Source organism: Gordonia sp. w5E2, assembly GCF_036540975.1.
Lineage (GTDB): Bacteria > Actinomycetota > Actinomycetes > Mycobacteriales > Mycobacteriaceae > Gordonia > Gordonia jacobaea.
This window is the reverse complement of the sequence record NZ_CP144213.1, coordinates 1,000,926-1,018,270: the sequence shown is the minus strand read 5'-3', so window position 1 is coordinate 1,018,270 and position 17,345 is coordinate 1,000,926. Positions and strand designations below refer to the sequence as shown.

Here is a 17,345-nt window from a genome sequence, read left to right as displayed (position 1 = left end):
GCTCGTACTCCATCTGGAGTAGCCGTCTGTTCGGATACTGGCGCTTAAGGTACTCCGAAAGGGTGACTTCTTGTGCTTGATGGCTTCGGTCGGCGTTTTGTAACACAGCGGGCACGCCAAGCGGATCACTACTGGTCGACCTGAACGAAGAACTCTCTGGAAGTGACGAGACTCGCCCGTCTTAGACGGGTGGCCGTCTCGATACAAGCTGAGGCTCCCCCGAAAAAGTGGACACGGTTAGCTTGATTGCTGACTGGTCAGTGACTTGATCTCGAAGGCGATGGGCGAGATCATTCCCAGCGAGCTGTGCCTCCTGTCATGATTGTAGAAGCGTACGTAATTGTCAAGTCCTGCAGTAAGATTCGTGTAGCTGGTGAACGCGTGCCGCTTGTAGTACTCGTGCTTGACCGTTGACCACAGCGACTCGGCGCCGGCGTTGTCCCAGCAGATCCCCGTCGCGCCCATCGAGCGCTTGAGGTCGTACTTGCCGCATGCTGCGGCCATGTCGTGGCTGGTGTACTGGCTGCCGCGGTCGCTGTGCAGGATGGTGCCGGCCACTGACCCCCCGCGGGTGAACACCGCGGCGTCCACGGCCGTCTCGACCAGCTCGGTGCGCATGTGATCGGCCAGTGACCAGCCCAGCACCCGCCGCGAGTGCTCATCACGAATCGCACACAGATACGCATCCCCTTCACCGCAGGTCAGATACGTGATGTCGGAGGTCCAGACCAGGTCGATGCCACCCTGGTCGAACACCCGCCCGACCCGGTCCGGTGGGAACGTCGCGGTCGGATCGACCTGGGTGGTCTTGACCTTGAAGGTGCGTGGGCTGATGCCCTCGATACCCATCTCGGCCATAATCTTGGCGACGGTGTTCTCCGAGACCGCGACACCCTCGGCGTGCAGGTCGGCGGTGATCCGCGGTGAACCATAGGTGCGCGTGGATGCCTGCCAGTGGGCGAGGATCTTCACCTCCAAATCGCGACGCCACTGCTGTCGCGCTGTCAGTTCAGTGCGGCGTTGCCGATCCACCCACGCGTAGAATCCGGATCGTGAAACACCGAGCAGTTCAGTGAGTTTCGTGATGTCGTGGTCGGCGCACTCCGCGGCGATGAGCTCGAACTTGCTCACCGATGTTGCTGCGCCGCAAAGTACGCCGATACTTTTTTCAGGAACGCTAGATCGCGATCCTTCTCGGCGAGCTCCGCGCGTAACCGGGTCAACTCCGCGTGCTCACCAGCCGACAGATCCCGGTCCGGTGGGGCATTGCGCATCTCGTCGGCGACACCATCGCGCATCCGTTCAGCGCGAACCCATTTGCCCAACAAGTTCTCGTGCACGTTGAGTTCACGTGCGACCTCGGTGACCGGCCGTCCCCCGTCGATCACCCGACGAGCAGCCTCCGCCTTGAACTCAGGCGTAAACGACCGACGCGTCCTGGACATGTAGACATCCTCCCAGCAGGACCCTTCGCCCCGCTATCTCAGGTGTCCACTCAAACTGGGGAGGTTCAAGCAGCATGAAGGGTGACGGGGCAAGACGCCAGTTCCGGCCTCCGCCTGCGAGCGGTTCGCCAAGGAGATCGTGTCTAGCACTCCTGTCGTCCGACTAGTCGGCGGGTGGTCGCGTCATACCGGTAGTGAACGATCTCTCCCGAGATGATCAGCTCGATCGCTTGGTCAATAATCCTGCGCGGCACGACAAACCACTCGGAGGGATCATAGTTGCGGCCGTTCTTGTCGATCTGGGTCAGATTCAGACGGACGTCGGCAAAGACACGATGGAGGAGGTTCTCCAGCGCTGAGGCGCGCGTGTTATAGATCCGGTAGGTCGCGACAACCTCAACCGGCGCCATCAGATATGTGGGCGACTTGTCGGCGTTCTTGATCCTTGTTTCGACCGGCCCACGCGAGAAGCCAATCTTATGCAAGTCGGCGATCCCGGCGATCTGCGGATCGGAGCTCTGAGAGCGCAAGACGTAGATGTAGCCACTGACCTCATCGTCTGTAAGGATGTCCGGTCCCAGCCGGGGCACAACAATCTGGCCATCCTCATCACCCAACCGAATCGCCAAGGATTGGCGGTACATCCGTGATTCGGTGCCGTTCTCGAAGATGCAGCGGAGGCGTTCCCGCTTGTTCTCGCGAACGGTCGACTTCTTGTACTCAGTCTCGCCGACTTCAGCGATGAACAACATTACTCCGTTGAGGACGAAGAAGGCACCTGGTGCGATGTGCTTCAACCCGGGATACGGCAGTAGCTGGCTTGCGCCGTTACGCAGCTCGTCATGCTTCTGCTGAAACAGCGGCGCGAAATCTGCGAAATCGTTCGCGGGCTGGCGACGTGCCGTTTCCTCGGTCTCGAAGTGCTGCTTGCGGACGGGCAGGGTGGAGACGTCGAAGATACCGGTCTCGTCATCCAAAAGATCGAGTGGATCGCCCTCAAGGAGTTCGTCAATTGAGCCAGGCGCGGCGGGTACGTCGAGAAGGCCGAACTCGTCAAGATGCTTGAGTGCCTCGATCTTGCTGTCGTCAGCAAGAATACCCTCCAGACGTGCTCCAAGTTTGCGCTCAGAAATTTCCCTTGTGGTCGAGCTCGGGAGCCGGGCCTGTGCCCGTCGGAACTCCACGATCTCTAAGAACGCTCGCTCCAACCGATCACTGGACGTGATCTTCTTGGCCTTTTCCGGCGTGTCCAGAAGGCCGTCAATATCGGCGTCAAGGAGCTGCTGGAACGCGTCAGGCGCTGGTTGATCGTCGCCTCCTGCGGTCTTGTCATCCGTCGTCATTGAGCATTCTCGATTGCTTGTTTCTGGGCCAGCCGCTGCTGCTTGAGCCGTTGCAAAAACAGCAGCGCTTCGGCGTACCGCTTCTCTGTCGGATTGTCTGAGCGCACGTCGGGGCGTCGACCGTTGACCTTGACCCAGCTCTGAATCTTAGGGAACAGCGCGAGCGCCTCCTCCTCGCTGATCTCCACGCGTGTGCTCGTGATCGCGTCGGAAATGATCTTGAGTACCGAGGGCGTCACCGACTTCGACATCACCTCGAAAGCTCGTTGGAACGGATTGACCCTGTCGATCAGGTTGATGCTGACCTCATCGATGTTCCTGAACGTATCGCCCATCTTGATGAACCGCTTATCGCCGACCTCACGAACCTCGCCATTCTTAATCACCGAGTCCACCACAACGTGCTGCCGAACCTCCTCGACCTGCTCATCAGTCAGGTCCGGGTAGCGTTCGCGGATAATCTTCGGGATCAGGACCTTGTTCGTGGTCTCCGGGTCAACGCTGCCCGCCGCGGCCTTGGCGAACGTGTCGTCCTGCAGAATGTTTGCTTTCAGATCGTTCAGGTCAGTTTCGACGATCTGCTTGACCCGCTCGCTAGACGGCTCCTTGAAGCCCTTGATCTTGATCGTCCCCGGCTCAGGCGCGTCGTCGTTGCCTCGTTTGGCCTTGAAGTTGAAGTTCGGTGCTAGCACTTGCTCCATCAGCAGCGACGCGGTGATCGCCTTGAGCATATTGTTCACCGATACGGTCACCTCACCCCGCTCAGCATCGGGCTCGGCCAGCAGGTTCGTGAACTGCGCATGCGTCTTACCAGGGCTGTCGCGGGTGACCCGGCCGATAATCTGGATAATCTCGGTCAACGACGCCCGATACCCGACGGTCAGAGCGTGCTCGGCGAACGGCCAGTCGAAGCCCTCCTTCGCCATCCCCAGCGCGACGATGATGTCGACGCCGTCACGGTCCTTCGCCGCGACGGTCGACAGATAGTGCAGCGTGTCGGCGCGCTTCTTCTGATCGGTGTCGTCGACGAGATCAGCCACCCGCAGCACCTCACCAGTGTCGGTGCGGCGAATGCGGATGATTCCGGTGTCGGGTTCGGTGTCGATCACGTCGCCGATCGTGTCGATAATGAACCCGACCTCTTCGATCTTGTCTTTGGTCGACTCACCAGAGTTCACGCTTGGGATGTGCACGATCGTCTTCTTGTCCAGGTCCAGCACCTCGCCAATCGCTTCGGTGTAGCGGCCCTGATAGAAGTGGTGCCCGATCCCCAGCGACTTCAGAAACTGGTAGCCGTTGAGCTGGTCGTAGTAGTTGAACGTCACCGGCGTGAACTGCGCCTCGTCCTCGGACGAGAGGACCGGCACCGAGTCGCCACGAAAGTACGAGCCGGTCATCGCCACTATGTGCACGTCTGAGCCGACCATAACCTCCTTCAACAGTGCCCCCAGACGGGAATTCTCGGTATCGGCCGAGACGTGATGGAACTCGTCGATCGCCAGCACGGTGCCGTTGAACTCATCCGGCGCCAACCGCTCGAACGCGAACCTCAACGTCGCATGCGTGCACACCAGAATCGGATCAGCGCTGCTTAAGAAGTCGACGAACGCATCGACCTTGCCCGCCGACGACCCAGGCGTGCACAGGTTTCGCTCTGGCTTGACCTCCCAGTCAGCAAAGAAACCGTGCGCGGTCAGCTTTGTCGTCGAGAAAGATGCCCCGATCGAACGCTCCGGGACAGCGACGATCACCTTTCTGCGACCCTGGTTGTATAGCTTGTCGAGACCCACGAACATCAACGCCCGGGACTTGCCCGAGGCCGGTGGAGCCTTGATCAACAAGTGCTGGGCGTCCCGCTTGGCGAACACGCGCTGCTGCATCTCCCGCATACCCAACGCGTCAGTGTTCACCGATGCACCGGTCTGCGCGTACGTCACGTCAACGACATTCACCGTGCTACTCACTTCTTGCTCCTCTTCGCCGGCTTTGCCGCCTGCTCCGCAGCGGCCATCTCCTCATACATAGCGAACAGGTCTGACAACCGCTCCTCGTCCGTCTCGTAGCCACGCTTGGAATAGATCGAATCCACCAATGCGTCAACCTCAGCGTGCGCGGCCCGCAGATCATCGGGCATCTTGTCCGGATCGTAAAGTTCGGCCAATGTTTTCTCGCAGTGATACTCACGGACGTCCAGTATCCGCAATGCCGCAACTGTCAATTTCTCCTTCACTTGCGCAGACAGTTCAGGAACAGGAAAATTATTGTAAACAATTGTATTAGAATACTGATATCGATTCTCAAGACGTCCAGAAACGGACCGCATCCAAATCATATGCATTAATGAAGTCGTCAATGCAAAAGCCCAGAAATTGGTCTCGGTCATGACTAGTGCCTTATTGGAGCCAATGACATCGGGGCCGACATAACCAATGGGAATATACTCCCGTCGCTCTGAGGAGATGCTGGGAACAATTAATGAGTCCGAATCAACATGTGCGAAGTAGTAGAATCGATTCGGGCTTGACGCCAGTGCATTGGTCGACTTTTCAGTGCTCCTTAACCGGTGCTCCCTTGTCCGGTCGAGGCGATATGCAAGTTCCGGAATATTGTAAGCCTGTCGCAGATGGTCGTCGGGAATTACCAGACACCATCTAGTCTTACCTTTAACGAACTCATCAGACCCACAATACCCCCTAATGTAGCGCTCCACTTCCGGATGGCTCTCCAGGAGTTTATTCTTTTCCGAATCCGATAAGATCAGGTTTCCTCCATCATTGGGCATTGAGCCGTATCCAAGACGGGGCATCTGAGGACTCAGAGGGTTTCGGCGACGCGACAGCCAGACCATTGGACCGCCAGCAAGGTAAGCGTTTATAGTATCAACACGGAGTCGAAATTGATCTGTATACAGATACTTAGCATCTATGGACTTATTCCGAAGTGAAATTACAACACATGTGACGCCCGCGGAATTTCGTGCTTTATTCGCCCATGGAAATGAGGTATATGCATAAGAAATCTCTAAGTTATCCCCCAATACCGCCGGCCAGAGGAGTGCCACCTGCTCTCCTTGCGTAATGGAATTGGTTGTCACCAACGCGAGTCTTGCCCTCGTTCCGCGTATGTACTCAGCACCCTTAACTACCCAACCTGAAACATAGTCGAGACTCTTATAGTTTTTGGTAATGGTGGCAAGATCACGTTTGTGCTTCGCCGACTGATTCCTACTCCCAAGATACGGCGGATTACCGAGCACATATATTTCCTCTGCTCCTCTATTCGGGCAGATTTCAGACCATTCGACAGTCAAGGAGTTTCCCTGATTGATCTGACCAGAATCACGCAGGGGAATGAGGGGGATGGAAACTCTGAATTTCTCCCTAAACTCTGCGTTCATCTGATGCTTGGCGAGCCACAAGGACAGGATTGCCACCTCGACGGCGAAATCATCGATCTCAATGCCATAGAAATTCTCGATGTCAATTTTCGACACGGCGTACAGCACTTGGTGTTTGGGGCTCAAGTCGGCAAGTCGTTCAAGAATCGCGTGCTCCAGGCGTCGCAATTCCTTGTAGGCGATGACCAAAAAGTTCCCCGACCCGCAGGCGGGGTCGAAGACTTTGATCGCGCCGATCCGCTCCAGTAGCTTCTCCAGCTTGCCGACGCTGCTGAAGCCCGCGTCGAACTCCTCCTTCAGTTCATCGAGGAACAGCGGCTCGATCGTCTTGAGGATGTTCGGCACCGATGTGTAGTGCTGCCCGAGGTCCGACCGCTTTCCCGGGGTGACGATCGCCTGGAACATTGACCCGAAGATGTCGGGGTTGATCTCGCTCCAGTCCAGAACTCCCAGATCTAGAAGCAGCCGACGGGCGGACTTGGTGAACGCTGGCACTACGTGCTGGTTGGTGACCTCGAACAGGCGACCGTTGACGTACGGGAACGCTGACAGGTAGCTCGCCTTGTCCTCGGGATTCTCGGTGTCCAGGGCGTTGAACAGATCTGTCAGGAACTCCTGCACGTCCGACCCGTCGGCCTGGGTGTGCGACCCCACCGCGGTGGTGAACTGACCGTCGTCGAAGATCCCGGTGTCCTCGGCGAAGAAGCAGAACAGCAGTCGGGTGAAGAACACGTTCAGCGCATGACGGCCATGCTGCTCGTCGATGAGGTCCGGGTTCGCCTGCAACAGCTCGTCGAACAGCTTGCCCATTCGCTCGGCGGCCTTGACGTCGGCGTGGGCCTCGGAGGTGTACTGCGCCTTCTCCATGCCAGCCCAGGGAAGGAAGAACGTGAAGTGCTTGTCGATGTCGCGGATCGGGAAGACCTTGCTCTCGCCGGTCTTCATGTCGACCGCGACCAGCTCGTCGTAGTCGGTGGCGATTACGAACCGTGGGTTGTACCGAACGACGTCCGGTGATGTCCGCAGCTCCTCGACGTCAGCCAACGGCTCGCGGTCCGTCTCGCGGAAGTAGACAACGTTCTTCTGTGCGATTTCGCGACTCGGATCGGCCGCGACGTTGAGCGACCCGTTACGCAACCGGGTGACGTTACCCTTGGGCTTCCCATAGGCTAGGAGTAGATCGAAGATGAATTCGCGATCGTAGGATTCGCGCCGCGCGAGCGGGGCCACCCGCTCTTCGACCGCCTTCAGGTTCAGTCTCACCACGCGCGTTAACCCTCCTCGAAACCACTACCAGTGCGATAAGCATTCCACTCCGCGATAGCTTCGACAGCCAGTACCCCATTCCCAGGTCGGGGCTGGAGGACTTGGTGACATTCGTTGGGCAGCTAGGTCGGCCGCTGAGGTGTTGCGACCAGCCGGACACCTGACTGCGTCGGATCACGGCGCTGTTGAGTCCAGCAAGTGCCAGCTGAGCCGACACTTCATACGTAAGTCGCTATGGGCCGAGGTTGATCCGGTTGGTGAGGTCGAGAGATGCTGCGTGGCTCGACATCCGGTTAATCCTCGGGCGGCCTAGAGACTCTGCGGACCGAACCCGCCGCTTCGGAACGGACCCCCTCAGCCAAGCGTCCGCGTATCGAATCGAGCGCTACCTCGAGTTCAACGGCTGATCGCAGCAGCGGCCGATCAGTCCGCAGTCCGACCCTCTCAATCGCATCGTAGACCGACCTGTTCAACAACCTCATGTTGTCTAGCAGCAGAAGCGTAGGTTCTTGGGCGTGCTCCGGGGTCATCCACCGCTGACCGTAACCAGCTGCAACGACAACGTTGGTGAGGAGTTCAAAGTAGAGCTTGAAGGCGTTCTCGACCTCGGAATTCAGAACACCACCGCAGCCCTTCAGCGCGGTCATCAGCACTTCCACCTGTTCTAGCAACTGGTCACCGGAGTCAAGGAATCGGTAGGCACGTTCGATGTCGTAGTTTGCGACTCGACGGCGGACCCCTGTTGCTGACATCCCGACACTGCTCGCGACGGCCTGCAAGGAGTGCCGGTACGTACCGACCGCGATGCTCATCACGGAATCTGTGAGGTCGCGCAAATCGCTCTGATGGTCGCGAAGGCTACTCAAGAGGGCGTCAAGATCCTCCGCGCCGTTATCGCGACTTGATTCGTTGCCTGTATCAGCCAGTTCCGCGAATCTGGCGCGCAGGTCTCCAACAGTACGTTGGTGCCGTTCTAGCGAATCAGTGTACGAATCGAGCTGCGCGACCAGCGCTTTGACACTATTAGGCCGCAGAAAGAGGTCTGCTGCGTCAGCTACGCCTTCATTGACCGCAGGCGGAGGCGACGTAGCGTCCGCACGTTTGACCCACCTACGAATCGTCTCCGCGGGCACCCCCGTCCGGTCGGAGACCTCAAGCGCCGCCTGTCGGTCCGACTTGAGCCCTGGTCGCAACTCACGCCACAGGTCGATCACCTGCTCCTGACGCTCACGCGAGTAACCCACAGCACGCATTATAGGCAGCCAACCACTGGGCGTTGATGCACAGTTTAGGTGGTTCATTTTTTTAAGCGTGGTATTATCACAACGTCCCGTGGATCTCATGAGACGTCCAGCAAGAGACGGAGGTTAGAAGCGCATGGCTATACGCGAACTCACCCAGGTACCGGTCAATGCGGCAGGATGGGAGATCGAAGTGAGGGTCATTCGCCCCGCAGAGAAGCAACGCGACACTCCCAACGGTCGCGTGCGAGAACCCAAGATGCGCAACGGAATTCAGGGAATCGAGTTGGAAGTACTGGTGTGGTGGCCAGAACTCGATGAAGAGCGACGAGCGAAACTCACGACCTACCAGGCCGACCCACCCAAGTTAAACCGTCGAGATCTGATCCGTGTTCGTGGGCAACTCTATGCGGCCGCGTGGTCAGCGAATGGTTCCAGCGGTCTATGGTTCGACGCACCCGAGGGGATCGAGTTGGCAGCCAAGCCCGCACAGACGAAGGCGGCCGTCCAATGACCGGGTACAACCTCAGTTTCAAGTCGCGGCGTATCCGCTGTGACGACACGCACATTCTGCACGAAGTAGGCCGCACAGCCACGCACGGAGTCAAGCGCCGCGCTGAGTCCAGCGTCGAAAGGCAGAACCCCGCATCATCCCAGGGGCTACACGCCCCCGCAGAGCGGGCGGAGGTTCTAGCATGATCTCGTTCCTTGTTGTCCTAGCGATCTTGGCAGTAGTCGCCGCCATCGTCTGGTCCGCGTGCGCAGTCGCTCTTGAAATGGCTGACGAACTTACCGATGAGTCTCCAGCGGAGTCGTCATGGATGCGCGGCTGGCGCTCTGTCGATTGGGCAGCTCCTGGTCTGGAGTCACTGTCATACCCCTCGCCGAACGCGATACCTCAACATCCTCGAGTCGATCGGATATGGATGTCACCGACAGGGCCTCGCGCGAAGATCGTATTGCCTGAAGGTGTTTCGGGTTCTCATGTAGACCTTGCCGCCGTCCACCGCCTTGAGGGCTTGCTACCCGGAGCCGCGCCTATGGCGGTTGTCGCGTGTGATCGTCGATCCGTCACCTTCGCACTGGAGTCACGAGACCCCCTCGCAGATGTTCAGCGTTCGTCGGCGCACTCGGGATCCGCCAGTTCCTCCAGCAGGCCAGATCCAGTTGCCGATCGCATCGCGTTTATGGAAGCACTGGCGAAAGTACGGCGCGACGGCGGTGCGCAATGATTACCCCGGCGATAGCGTTTGCCGTCGATGCACAGGGACGTGGCGTGCACATGCGACTTGACCAGCACACACTGATCGCCGGTGTGACTGGCTCGGGAAAGTCAAGTGCGACATACGAGATAATCCGCCACGCGGTCGGAATGCCGAGCGTTTGTGTGTGCGGTGTGGACCCGACCGGCATCTTGCTGGGTCCTCTAGGGACTCACCGCTGGATCTCTATCGGATCGTCCAAAAAGCAACTACTTGCGGCAACCGCGGCGCTGTCCGCTATCGAGTCAGAACTAGACAAGCGACTCGCGGCCCTAGCCGAGGTGGGAATCGATCTCATTCCCTCCTCCTGGCTCGGGCGTGACTTGCCGCTGGTCGTAGTGGTGCTCGAAGAATGGGCGGCCCTACAGCTGCAGTTGGCGCGGGCCGAACGACTGGAAGCGGAGCGGATAGTCGCAAGAATCGGCATGGAGGGCCGCAAGGTGCGTATCAACCTGCTGATCAGCGTCCAACGGCCCGAGGCGAAGCTTCTCGAGGGGGTGCGATCGCAATTGACTCAGATCATGTGCATGGCTCAGACCGACGCGATGTCGATCAAGATGGCGAGCGAAGTCATCTTCGAGGACAAATCGCTCGTGTCGATGATTCTCGGCGCGCGGCCCGGACAGGGCGTTTTGGTCGGCGCGGGCATCGCTCCGACCCCTTTCAAGGCACGCCATCTCGACTACGCCGGATACCGCGAAGCCGTATCTCAAGCGATATTCACTGCACGGGGAACCAACGCCGGTGTAGCTACGGCGCGGCTCAGAGGTAGTGAGTTCCAATGAGCCATACGACGACTGAGGTCTTGTTGACGGCCAAAGAAGTGTCAGAGGTCTGTGGTGGCATTGGCGTGAGCACGCTGCATAAATGGGCGGCTCAGCGCGAGGCCGGATTGCCGGCCGAGGGGCCACCACATCTACGCCTGTCTGCACGCCATCGTCGGTGGGCACTGTCCGACGTGCAGGCCTGGATCGCCCAATCGACAGTGAAGTAGGACGCATTGAGTATCCGAAAGAAGGTCACGAGCAAAGGGGAACCGCGCTGGCTGGTTGAATGGCGGCTCCCCGACCGACGGAAGGTTACTAAATCCTTCCGGACGGAGCGGGAAGCCCGTGTATTCGAAGCAGAGGTGGTGGCCGCGAAGAGCCGCGGGACCGTTTACAACCCGCGACTCGGAAACACCATCACGGTGGCGTACGCGTACAAGTCGTGGCTGTCGAGCCGTCAAGATGTGACAGCGAAGACTCGGCGTGGCTACGAAGACAACTGGCGCAATCACATCGAGCCAGCTTTCGGTGCCTGGCCGGTGACGAAGGTGGATCGATCCAGCGTGCAGAACTGGATCAACTCGATGTCGGTGGGCCCGCGCACGAAACGGTGGCGCCATACGGTCTTGCGGATGGTGCTTGAGCACGCAGTCGAGGAGGGCTGGCTCGCGCGTAATCCAGCCACCAAGACGATCTTCCCTCCCCTGGCTCATCCAACGCATACCTACCTCACCGCGTCGGAGGTGGATCGCTTGGCGAAGCTGTGCGGCGCTCAAGGCGACATCGTCATGATCCTCGCGTACACCGGGCTTCGGTGGGGTGAACTGACCGGCCTCAACGTGGAGGATATCGACCTGGACCGGCGGCGCATTCACGTTCGACGGTCAATGACACAGGTCGGCGGAAAACTCGTCACAGGTGCGACCAAGAGTCGGGCAGGCCAGCGGTCGATCCCGATCCCCGCTACCGTTCGCGAGCTGTTGAGGGCCCGCATTGCGGGTCGTGGGAGAACCGAAGCTGCGGTGTGCTCGCCCATGGGTGCTCGCCTTAGTCGGGAGAATTGGGTTCGATCGGTCAGGTGGAAGAAGAAGGCGGCTGAGATCGCTCGTCCGTCGCTGCGGGTCCATGATCTTCGGCATACCTATGCCTCTATGGCACGATCCGCAGGCGCTGACATGCGCCTGCTCCAGAAGACAATGGGTCATTCGTCGATCACGGTGACGGCGCACACTTACGCCGATCTTTACGACGACGAGCTTGATTCGGTGGCCGATGCGCTCGACAACTTGAGCGCTCGCCTTGTATCCGATGCGGACGACACGTCCATCGATGGCCGACCAGCGGCCGACTAGAATAAATCTGCAATCAATGTCAACGAGCTATCCCTCAATCGAGAAACAGCGTATGACCTGCGTAAACGTCCTCGTGGCCAGGGCCGGGATCGAACCGGCGACCTTCCGCTTTTCAGGCGGACGCTCGTACCAACTGAGCTACCTGGCCAGGAGGTCCGGCGTAAAACCGAAACCTTTGGCGACCCTGACGGGACTCGAACCCGCGACCTCCGCCGTGACAGGGCGGCGCGCTAACCAACTGCGCCACAGGGCCATCTTCAATTTTCCTGCTCCCCCGTAGGGGACCAGTTGTACCCCCTACGGGATTCGAACCCGCGCTACCGCCTTGAAAGGGCGGCGTCCTAGGCCGCTAGACGAAGGGGGCCGGTTCTCCGTTGGGAGCCGACTTAGCTTAGGACACCGCTCGCGCAATTCACAAATCAGCTGGTCAGACTGCATTTCGCACGAGTTGACGCCCTCCGAACACCATACCCGTATCCGACGCCGACGGCATCGACAATTGCAAGCCCACCGTCGATGCACCGCCGCATAGCCGACCTGTAAACTCACTTCCTGCGTCGGCCACAGCGTCGAGGCGTCCGCCCCTATAGCTCAGTTGGTAGAGCTACGGACTTTTAATCCGCAGGTCGTAGGTTCGAGCCCTACTGGGGGCACTTGCTCCTCCGTCCGGCCCTTCGGGGCTGGGCGTTTCTCGTATGCCAGACGTGACGTAGGCGAAGCTGATGCCTGTCGCCTGGCAGATCTCTCCGAGTAGGTCCAGGTCGAAGGGCACGGCGCCGGTCATCCGCCGCGACAGCGCCGGCTGCTTCATGCCCAAGCGCCGCGCGACCTCGGACACTGAGATCTGTCGCTGGCCGAGTTCCCCGCGCAACCGGCGGGAAGCAGCCTCCGAGGGGCGTTCGCCCCGGTCGCCATCTACAACCATCAACGTCGTCATGGATGAGTAGCTTACTCGCTAAGTGGGTAAGCGCAATGCGTCCAGCGAATGACACACAGCACACCAAGAATCGCCGATTCTTTGGAATCACTTGACTGTCATTTCCTGAGCGAGTAGAGCTATTCGCTATGCAGATGACACCGCGCTCCCGGCAGATAGCGAGCAATGTCCGCGCCGAGATGGCGCGCGCGTCCGTCACGCAGACTCGCATGGGACAGGACCTGCAATTCAGCCAGCAGTCCATCAGCAGGCGCCTCAACGGCCACGTCCCGTTCACAGTGGACGAGCTCGACATCATTGCCGACTACCTCGGTGTCCCACTGGCAGCTCTCATCGCCGGCCAGGTGGTCGCGTGATGCGCCTAGTTCTCGAGGATGACCGCGCGGCCCTCGGTGTCGCCGTTGTCTGCGTAGGTCGCGGTGCAGGTGAACATCACGTAGCCCACCTTTCCGCCGAAGCTGTTGTTGGCGTTCACCTCGCCGGTGACCGACCACTTCGCGCCACGTTCGGTCTCGGGTTCGGCCGTCTCATTGCGGAACTGCGCACTGTCGGGATCTTTCAGTTGCTGCTGCACCGACTGCTCACACACCCGCTTCACCCGCTTCTCTCGCAGCCGCTGCTCAGTGCTGCTCATCCCGCTATCGGTCGTCGCCGCATCCGTGGCGGCGGCGTCAACTCCCCCGCATCCACCCACCACGAACATCAGTGCAACTGCTCCGGCCAGCGCGGCCGATCTGCTCTTCATCAACGCATCGTAGGTGGTTCCGGTCATTCCGGACACGGTTTGGTGGTGGCTGCGTGAGCGCGCCGGTCGAGGTGTGCGACGTCGAGTTCGCGTCCGTGTGTGACTGCGATGTGGATGCGATCGCTGCGTGGCAGGTGTGGCGTGCGCTGCAGGCCGACGTGCTGGTGCAGGCGGGTCAGATGGCTGTGCTCCGAATGATGGCCGTGTTCGGGTGCTTTCCCGAGTCCGCGGTCTCCGAGCTGTATCAGCTGACAGCTGAGATCGCCGCCGACGCGGCATCCCGCACCGCGGTTGCAGCCGGCGTCGACCCTCCCAACTTCTTGCCTGTCGAGCTGTGCTCCGGGCTCAAGCCTCTGGTGTCCGAGCAACCCGAAGGGATCGAGTGATGTTGTTTCAGTTTTCCGGCCTCATCTTCATGGTGGCGGCCGCGCTGGTGACAGCGGTGGTGTGTGTGAGGGCTGACCGGTGAGGCCGCAGACTCCCGGCAGGGATCTGCGACGTGAGCGAGCCGAGGGCGTCGCCGCTGTCACGGGACTGCTTGTCGCGCTCGTCGTGTCGCTGCTGGGGTTCTGGCTGCCGCTGCTGGCCTACGTGCTGTGGGTAGTGGTCGCATGAGCGCCACACATTTCGACGCTGACGATGCGCGTGAGGACCGCGCGCGTGAGTTGCGTGAGCAGCGTGCCCGTATGCGCAGTGGTGGTGCGGTGCCGGCCGAGTCGGTCGAGGAGGCGATGACTCCGCCGGCGCCGACGCGCGCGCCAGCGATCGTCCCGCACAAGGTGGCCGTGGTCCGTCCGACTCTTCCGCTTCGTGGGAGTCGGGTCGTGAGCGCCGGGGTTGCCGAGCATACGGCTGAGGAGTGGCCGGTCGCGCAGCTGCGTGACCGCGACGCCCGTCTCGTCTATCTCGGTGGCATCGAGTGCGTCGAGTGCGCTCGTTGTCTCCCGAATCTGTTGGTGCGGTTGACGTCGGGTGTGTGTGTCGGCTGCGAGAAGTCGAAGCGGGGTGCGCGATGAGTTCTCCGATGTTCGCGGTCCACGAGCATGTTCCGGATCTGACGGTTGAGCAGCGGTCGCTGCTGGCGGCCGAGGTCGATCAGGTGTGCGCCAATCAGGTGTTGTGGATGGTTACCGGTGAAGAGGGTTACGAGCCGGGTGGTTTCCGCCGCAAGCTGTACGACCTGATGGCGTCGGCCGATCCGGAGAACCTCGCACAGTTGACGATCGTGTATCCGGCTGAGTCGCTAGCCTATTCGGTCGCGGCGTTCGTTCCTGATGGTCTCGACATTCTGCGGCAGGCGGTGCGCCGTGGCTGATCGACATCTGCGGCTCGTGCCGACACCGGACCTCGCAGGACCGGAGCTGGCACACGCCCAAACGATGCAGACTGCAGCCGCGTACATGCATCGGCGGAATCTGCACCTGCTGGTGACCATCACCGACGAAGACGGTGTGGAACTCGATGTCGATCCAGCGTCGACGACCGCAAGAGGATTTGCGGTACGCGCCGAGGCGCTCCCAGCAAGCCACATGGCCTTCCAACACATTGCCTCTGTGAAGGTCGGTGTGTCCGATCCGATCCCGCGTGACGAGTTTCTTTCCGATCCGTCGCAGCGGCGCTCGGCTGAGGCTGAGGCTGTCCTCGATCTGCTGCAGCAACTCCGACCACACCCCTCGGAGGTACTGGTTCCGTGAGTACTCACCGTGCCCCGCGCCGCTGCGGACAGTGTCAGCAGCCGGTCCTGTACTGGCGCAACGCAAATCGCGACGACCGATACCTGAAGGTAGATCCGTCGTCGGATGAGTCGGGCACGGTGCAGAAACTCGTCAACGCGGACGGCATCTGGGGGAAACGCCTCACCGGCCCCGAGCTCGCTGACGCTGTCGCGTCCGGGGAAATGCTGTTCACCCTCCACACCAAGACGTGCAGTGCACGTCGTAAGCCGAATCCGAAACCCGAAGGCCTCGAAATCCCTGGCCTCACAACAAGAAACAGGAGGTAGCGGTATGCCGAGCAGTCAGACCGCCACACCACAGATCGAGCAGGTCGAACTCAAGCCGAGTCAGCTTGTGCCGCACAAGAACAACATTCGCGCCGACGTCGGCGACGTCACCGATCTCGCCGAATCGGTGAAAGCCAAGGGCGTGCTGCAACCGCTGGTTGTGGTGCCCAACGGCAAACCCGACCGGTACGTGATCATCGCCGGGCACCGCCGCCACGCGGCCGCGAAGGTCGCGAGAGTGAAGTCGGTGCCGTGCGTCATCCGTCACGACCTCACCGACGAGGCCGACCAGATCGCGGTGATGATGGTCGAGAACGGTCAGCGAACCGACCTCACCGCTGTCGAGGAAGCCAAGGGTGTGCAGACACTCCTCGACCTGGGTGACACCCAGAAGAAGATCTCCGAACGCACAGGCATGTCGGCGACCAAGGTGCGTCAGCGTGCGAAGGTCGCCAAGCTGCCGGATGAGTTGTCGGCCAAGCTGACCAAGCACGCCGTGACTCTCGACGACGCGGTGTTCGTCGCCGATCACACCGACAACGCCGACGACCTTGCGCTCCTCGAAGAAGCGTTGGGCACCAACAACTGGGCTGTCACGAGGCAGAAGGTGATCGACAGGGTCGCCTCCCGCAAGCGTGAGAAGAAGCTGCTCGCCGACATCGCCAAGACCGGACTGACGGTCATCGACGCGGACTGGGAGGCACGACGCGGCAAGACAGATGAGATTGCCGAACGTCTGGGATGCCGCCGGATCGAACTCATCGAGTCGGCGAATCTCGGTCTGCGTGATTGGACCCCGGCCTCGTCGTTGCTGGACAGGGCGCTTGCCGCACCGGAGAACGCGTTCGTGTTCATCGAGCGCTACACGAATGCGGCGACCGCTGAGCTGCGCGTCTATGCCGCACCCGCGCCTGCGACGGTCGGCAGCGACACCCCGCCCACGACACCCACACCTGCGGCGACGCCGAACCCGGCGACGCCCGCCGACGATGACGACGAGGACGAGCCTGTTGGTCCGACGCCGGAACAGATCGAACGGCAGCAGCGCAGGGAAGCACTCGATGCGGCGACCACGGTGCGCCGCGACTTCATCGCTGGCGTGATCGCGGGAGGAAAGCTCGAGCACGCTCAGTTGGCCGGCCAGACCGCGCCGGCCGCTGGCGACTACATCGAACTCGGGTGGGGTGACGTGCTGCCATTCCTGCCGATCCGCAACGAGTACGTCGGACAGTCGATGAGCTCGGACGAAATGCGCGAGGTCGTCACGGAATGGGTTGATCGCCAAACCAATCCGTACGTGCTGTGCCTGACCCTCGCCTGGGTGTTCCTCACCTGGATCGACGGCCACCTGGTCTCCACGTTGAACCCGAACTACCTCGACGCGGAGGAATTGCGCGCCGTCGACCGCTACGCACTGCTCCTCGAGACGTGCGGCTACGTCTTCTCCGACATTGAGCTCGAGGGCATCAACGCGGTGCGCGAGGCGCTGGTGCAGGAGGAGCCGGACACCGAAGACGCGGACGGTTGATCGACCCGGACGAGTGGTGGCATTCGCTGCCACTCGAACGCCGACAACAGATTTGCGCCT

At 60.4% G+C, this 17,345-nt stretch carries 18 protein-coding genes, 4 tRNA genes and 1 pseudogene; 12 read left to right on the top strand and 11 right to left on the bottom strand.

Going from position 1 to position 17,345, the window contains the following annotated elements; genetic code table 11:
* Positions 1 to 237: 237 nt before the first annotated feature.
* The 6 genes from RND64_RS04660 to RND64_RS04635 form a co-directional block, all read right to left on the bottom strand.
* Positions 238 to 1,131: an IS3 family transposase gene (locus tag RND64_RS04660; RefSeq protein ID WP_005172744.1), complete on the bottom strand. Its 894-nt coding sequence runs from the start codon at positions 1,129 to 1,131 to the stop codon at positions 238 to 240.
* Positions 1,128 to 1,445 (bottom strand): transposase, encoded by a 318-nt coding sequence (locus tag RND64_RS04655; RefSeq protein ID WP_005172740.1) that lies wholly within the window; start codon positions 1,443 to 1,445, stop codon positions 1,128 to 1,130. Before RND64_RS04655 ends, RND64_RS04660 begins: the two co-directional genes overlap by 4 nt.
* Before the next feature lie 143 nt (positions 1,446 to 1,588).
* Entirely contained in the window at positions 1,589 to 2,788 is a 1,200-nt protein-coding gene (locus RND64_RS04650; protein WP_005172738.1) for a GIY-YIG nuclease family protein, read from the bottom strand.
* Positions 2,785 to 4,752 (bottom strand): DEAD/DEAH box helicase, encoded by a 1,968-nt coding sequence (locus RND64_RS04645; RefSeq protein ID WP_005172735.1) that lies wholly within the window; start codon positions 4,750 to 4,752, stop codon positions 2,785 to 2,787. Before RND64_RS04645 ends, RND64_RS04650 begins: the two co-directional genes overlap by 4 nt.
* A complete protein-coding gene (locus tag RND64_RS04640; protein WP_005172726.1) occupies positions 4,749 to 7,451 on the bottom strand; it encodes a DNA methyltransferase in 2,703 nt (900 codons plus the stop codon). The genes RND64_RS04645 and RND64_RS04640 overlap by 4 nt, the downstream gene beginning before the upstream one ends.
* Positions 7,452 to 7,744: 293 nt before the next feature.
* The gene (locus tag RND64_RS04635) at positions 7,745 to 8,695 is read right to left on the bottom strand and encodes a hypothetical protein (RefSeq protein ID WP_040517856.1); all 951 of its coding nucleotides are present in this window, start codon (positions 8,693 to 8,695) and stop codon (positions 7,745 to 7,747) included.
* Positions 8,696 to 8,828: 133 nt separating this feature from the next.
* Here RND64_RS04635 and RND64_RS04630 point away from each other — a divergent pair, with 133 nt between their 5' ends.
* From RND64_RS04630 to RND64_RS04615, 4 genes are all read left to right on the top strand, one after another.
* Entirely contained in the window at positions 8,829 to 9,206 is a 378-nt protein-coding gene (locus tag RND64_RS04630) for a hypothetical protein (RefSeq protein ID WP_005172721.1), read from the top strand.
* 714 nt (positions 9,207 to 9,920) lie between these two features.
* The gene (locus tag RND64_RS04625; protein WP_005172716.1) at positions 9,921 to 10,739 is read left to right on the top strand and encodes a hypothetical protein; all 819 of its coding nucleotides are present in this window, start codon (positions 9,921 to 9,923) and stop codon (positions 10,737 to 10,739) included.
* Between the two features lie 65 nt (positions 10,740 to 10,804).
* The gene (locus RND64_RS04620; protein WP_245551835.1) at positions 10,805 to 10,948 is read left to right on the top strand and encodes a helix-turn-helix transcriptional regulator; all 144 of its coding nucleotides are present in this window, start codon (positions 10,805 to 10,807) and stop codon (positions 10,946 to 10,948) included.
* Between the two features lie 138 nt (positions 10,949 to 11,086).
* Positions 11,087 to 12,073 (top strand): tyrosine-type recombinase/integrase, encoded by a 987-nt coding sequence (locus RND64_RS04615; RefSeq protein WP_231895605.1) that lies wholly within the window; start codon positions 11,087 to 11,089, stop codon positions 12,071 to 12,073.
* Between the two features lie 74 nt (positions 12,074 to 12,147).
* Here RND64_RS04615 and RND64_RS04610 read toward each other — a convergent pair.
* The 3 genes from RND64_RS04610 to RND64_RS04600 all read right to left on the bottom strand — a co-directional run bounded on the left by RND64_RS04610 (position 12,148) and on the right by RND64_RS04600 (position 12,437).
* Positions 12,148 to 12,221: transfer RNA gene (locus tag RND64_RS04610), tRNA-Phe, on the bottom strand.
* Positions 12,222 to 12,249: 28 nt separating this feature from the next.
* A tRNA-Asp gene (locus RND64_RS04605) sits at positions 12,250 to 12,326 on the bottom strand.
* Positions 12,327 to 12,364: 38 nt separating this feature from the next.
* Positions 12,365 to 12,437: transfer RNA gene (locus RND64_RS04600), tRNA-Glu, on the bottom strand.
* 216 nt (positions 12,438 to 12,653) lie between these two features.
* Here RND64_RS04600 and RND64_RS04595 point away from each other — a divergent pair.
* Positions 12,654 to 12,726: transfer RNA gene (locus tag RND64_RS04595), tRNA-Lys, on the top strand.
* 116 nt (positions 12,727 to 12,842) lie between these two features.
* Here the strand turns inward: RND64_RS04595 and RND64_RS23110 are convergent.
* A pseudogene (locus tag RND64_RS23110) lies at positions 12,843 to 12,998 on the bottom strand (helix-turn-helix domain-containing protein); the annotation flags it as partial.
* A gap of 146 nt (positions 12,999 to 13,144) precedes the next feature.
* Between RND64_RS23110 and RND64_RS04590 the strand changes: the two are divergent.
* On the top strand, positions 13,145 to 13,366 hold the full coding sequence (locus tag RND64_RS04590; RefSeq protein WP_331436458.1) for a helix-turn-helix domain-containing protein: 222 nt from the start codon (positions 13,145 to 13,147) through the stop codon (positions 13,364 to 13,366).
* A 5-nt stretch (positions 13,367 to 13,371) separates the two neighbouring features.
* Here RND64_RS04590 and RND64_RS04585 read toward each other — a convergent pair whose 3' ends face one another.
* Positions 13,372 to 13,782, bottom strand: coding sequence for a hypothetical protein (locus RND64_RS04585; protein ID WP_331436457.1), 411 nt, complete (start codon positions 13,780 to 13,782; stop codon positions 13,372 to 13,374).
* A 26-nt stretch (positions 13,783 to 13,808) separates the two neighbouring features.
* Between RND64_RS04585 and RND64_RS04580 the strand changes: the two genes are divergently transcribed.
* The 6 genes from RND64_RS04580 (at position 13,809) to RND64_RS04555 (ending at position 17,285) form a co-directional block, all read left to right on the top strand.
* On the top strand, positions 13,809 to 14,141 hold the full coding sequence (locus RND64_RS04580) for a hypothetical protein (protein ID WP_331436456.1): 333 nt from the start codon (positions 13,809 to 13,811) through the stop codon (positions 14,139 to 14,141).
* 79 nt (positions 14,142 to 14,220) lie between these two features.
* A complete protein-coding gene (locus RND64_RS04575; RefSeq protein ID WP_331436455.1) occupies positions 14,221 to 14,370 on the top strand; it encodes a hypothetical protein in 150 nt (49 codons plus the stop codon).
* Positions 14,367 to 14,771, top strand: a complete 405-nt coding sequence (locus RND64_RS04570; RefSeq protein ID WP_331436454.1) for a hypothetical protein — start codon at positions 14,367 to 14,369, stop codon at positions 14,769 to 14,771. Before RND64_RS04575 ends, RND64_RS04570 begins: the two co-directional genes overlap by 4 nt.
* Positions 14,768 to 15,070 (top strand): hypothetical protein, encoded by a 303-nt coding sequence (locus RND64_RS04565; protein WP_331436453.1) that lies wholly within the window; start codon positions 14,768 to 14,770, stop codon positions 15,068 to 15,070. Before RND64_RS04570 ends, RND64_RS04565 begins: the two co-directional genes overlap by 4 nt.
* Positions 15,063 to 15,449, top strand: coding sequence for a hypothetical protein (locus tag RND64_RS04560; RefSeq protein ID WP_331436452.1), 387 nt, complete (start codon positions 15,063 to 15,065; stop codon positions 15,447 to 15,449). Before RND64_RS04565 ends, RND64_RS04560 begins: the two co-directional genes overlap by 8 nt.
* Before the next feature lie 312 nt (positions 15,450 to 15,761).
* Complete coding sequence (locus RND64_RS04555; protein ID WP_331436451.1) at positions 15,762 to 17,285, top strand: ParB/RepB/Spo0J family partition protein; 1,524 nt, start codon at positions 15,762 to 15,764, stop codon at positions 17,283 to 17,285.
* Positions 17,286 to 17,345 lie beyond the last annotated feature (60 nt).

Bases quoted from the DNA above. Each gene is read 5' to 3' on its own strand.
- RND64_RS04555 (WP_331436451.1), top strand. From the start codon at position 15,762: ATGCCGAGCAGTCAGACCGCCACACCACAGATCGAGCAGGTCGAACTC.
- RND64_RS04590 (WP_331436458.1), top strand. From the start codon at position 13,145: ATGACACCGCGCTCCCGGCAGATAGCGAGCAATGTCCGCGCCGAGATG.
- RND64_RS04570 (WP_331436454.1), top strand. From the start codon at position 14,367: ATGAGCGCCACACATTTCGACGCTGACGATGCGCGTGAGGACCGCGCG.
- RND64_RS04650 (WP_005172738.1), bottom strand. From the start codon at position 2,788: ATGACGACGGATGACAAGACCGCAGGAGGCGACGATCAACCAGCGCCT.
- RND64_RS04630 (WP_005172721.1), top strand. From the start codon at position 8,829: ATGGCTATACGCGAACTCACCCAGGTACCGGTCAATGCGGCAGGATGG.
- RND64_RS04565 (WP_331436453.1), top strand. From the start codon at position 14,768: ATGAGTTCTCCGATGTTCGCGGTCCACGAGCATGTTCCGGATCTGACG.
- RND64_RS04625 (WP_005172716.1), top strand. From the start codon at position 9,921: ATGATTACCCCGGCGATAGCGTTTGCCGTCGATGCACAGGGACGTGGC.
- RND64_RS04585 (WP_331436457.1), bottom strand. From the start codon at position 13,782: ATGACCGGAACCACCTACGATGCGTTGATGAAGAGCAGATCGGCCGCG.
- RND64_RS04655 (WP_005172740.1), bottom strand. From the start codon at position 1,445: ATGTCCAGGACGCGTCGGTCGTTTACGCCTGAGTTCAAGGCGGAGGCT.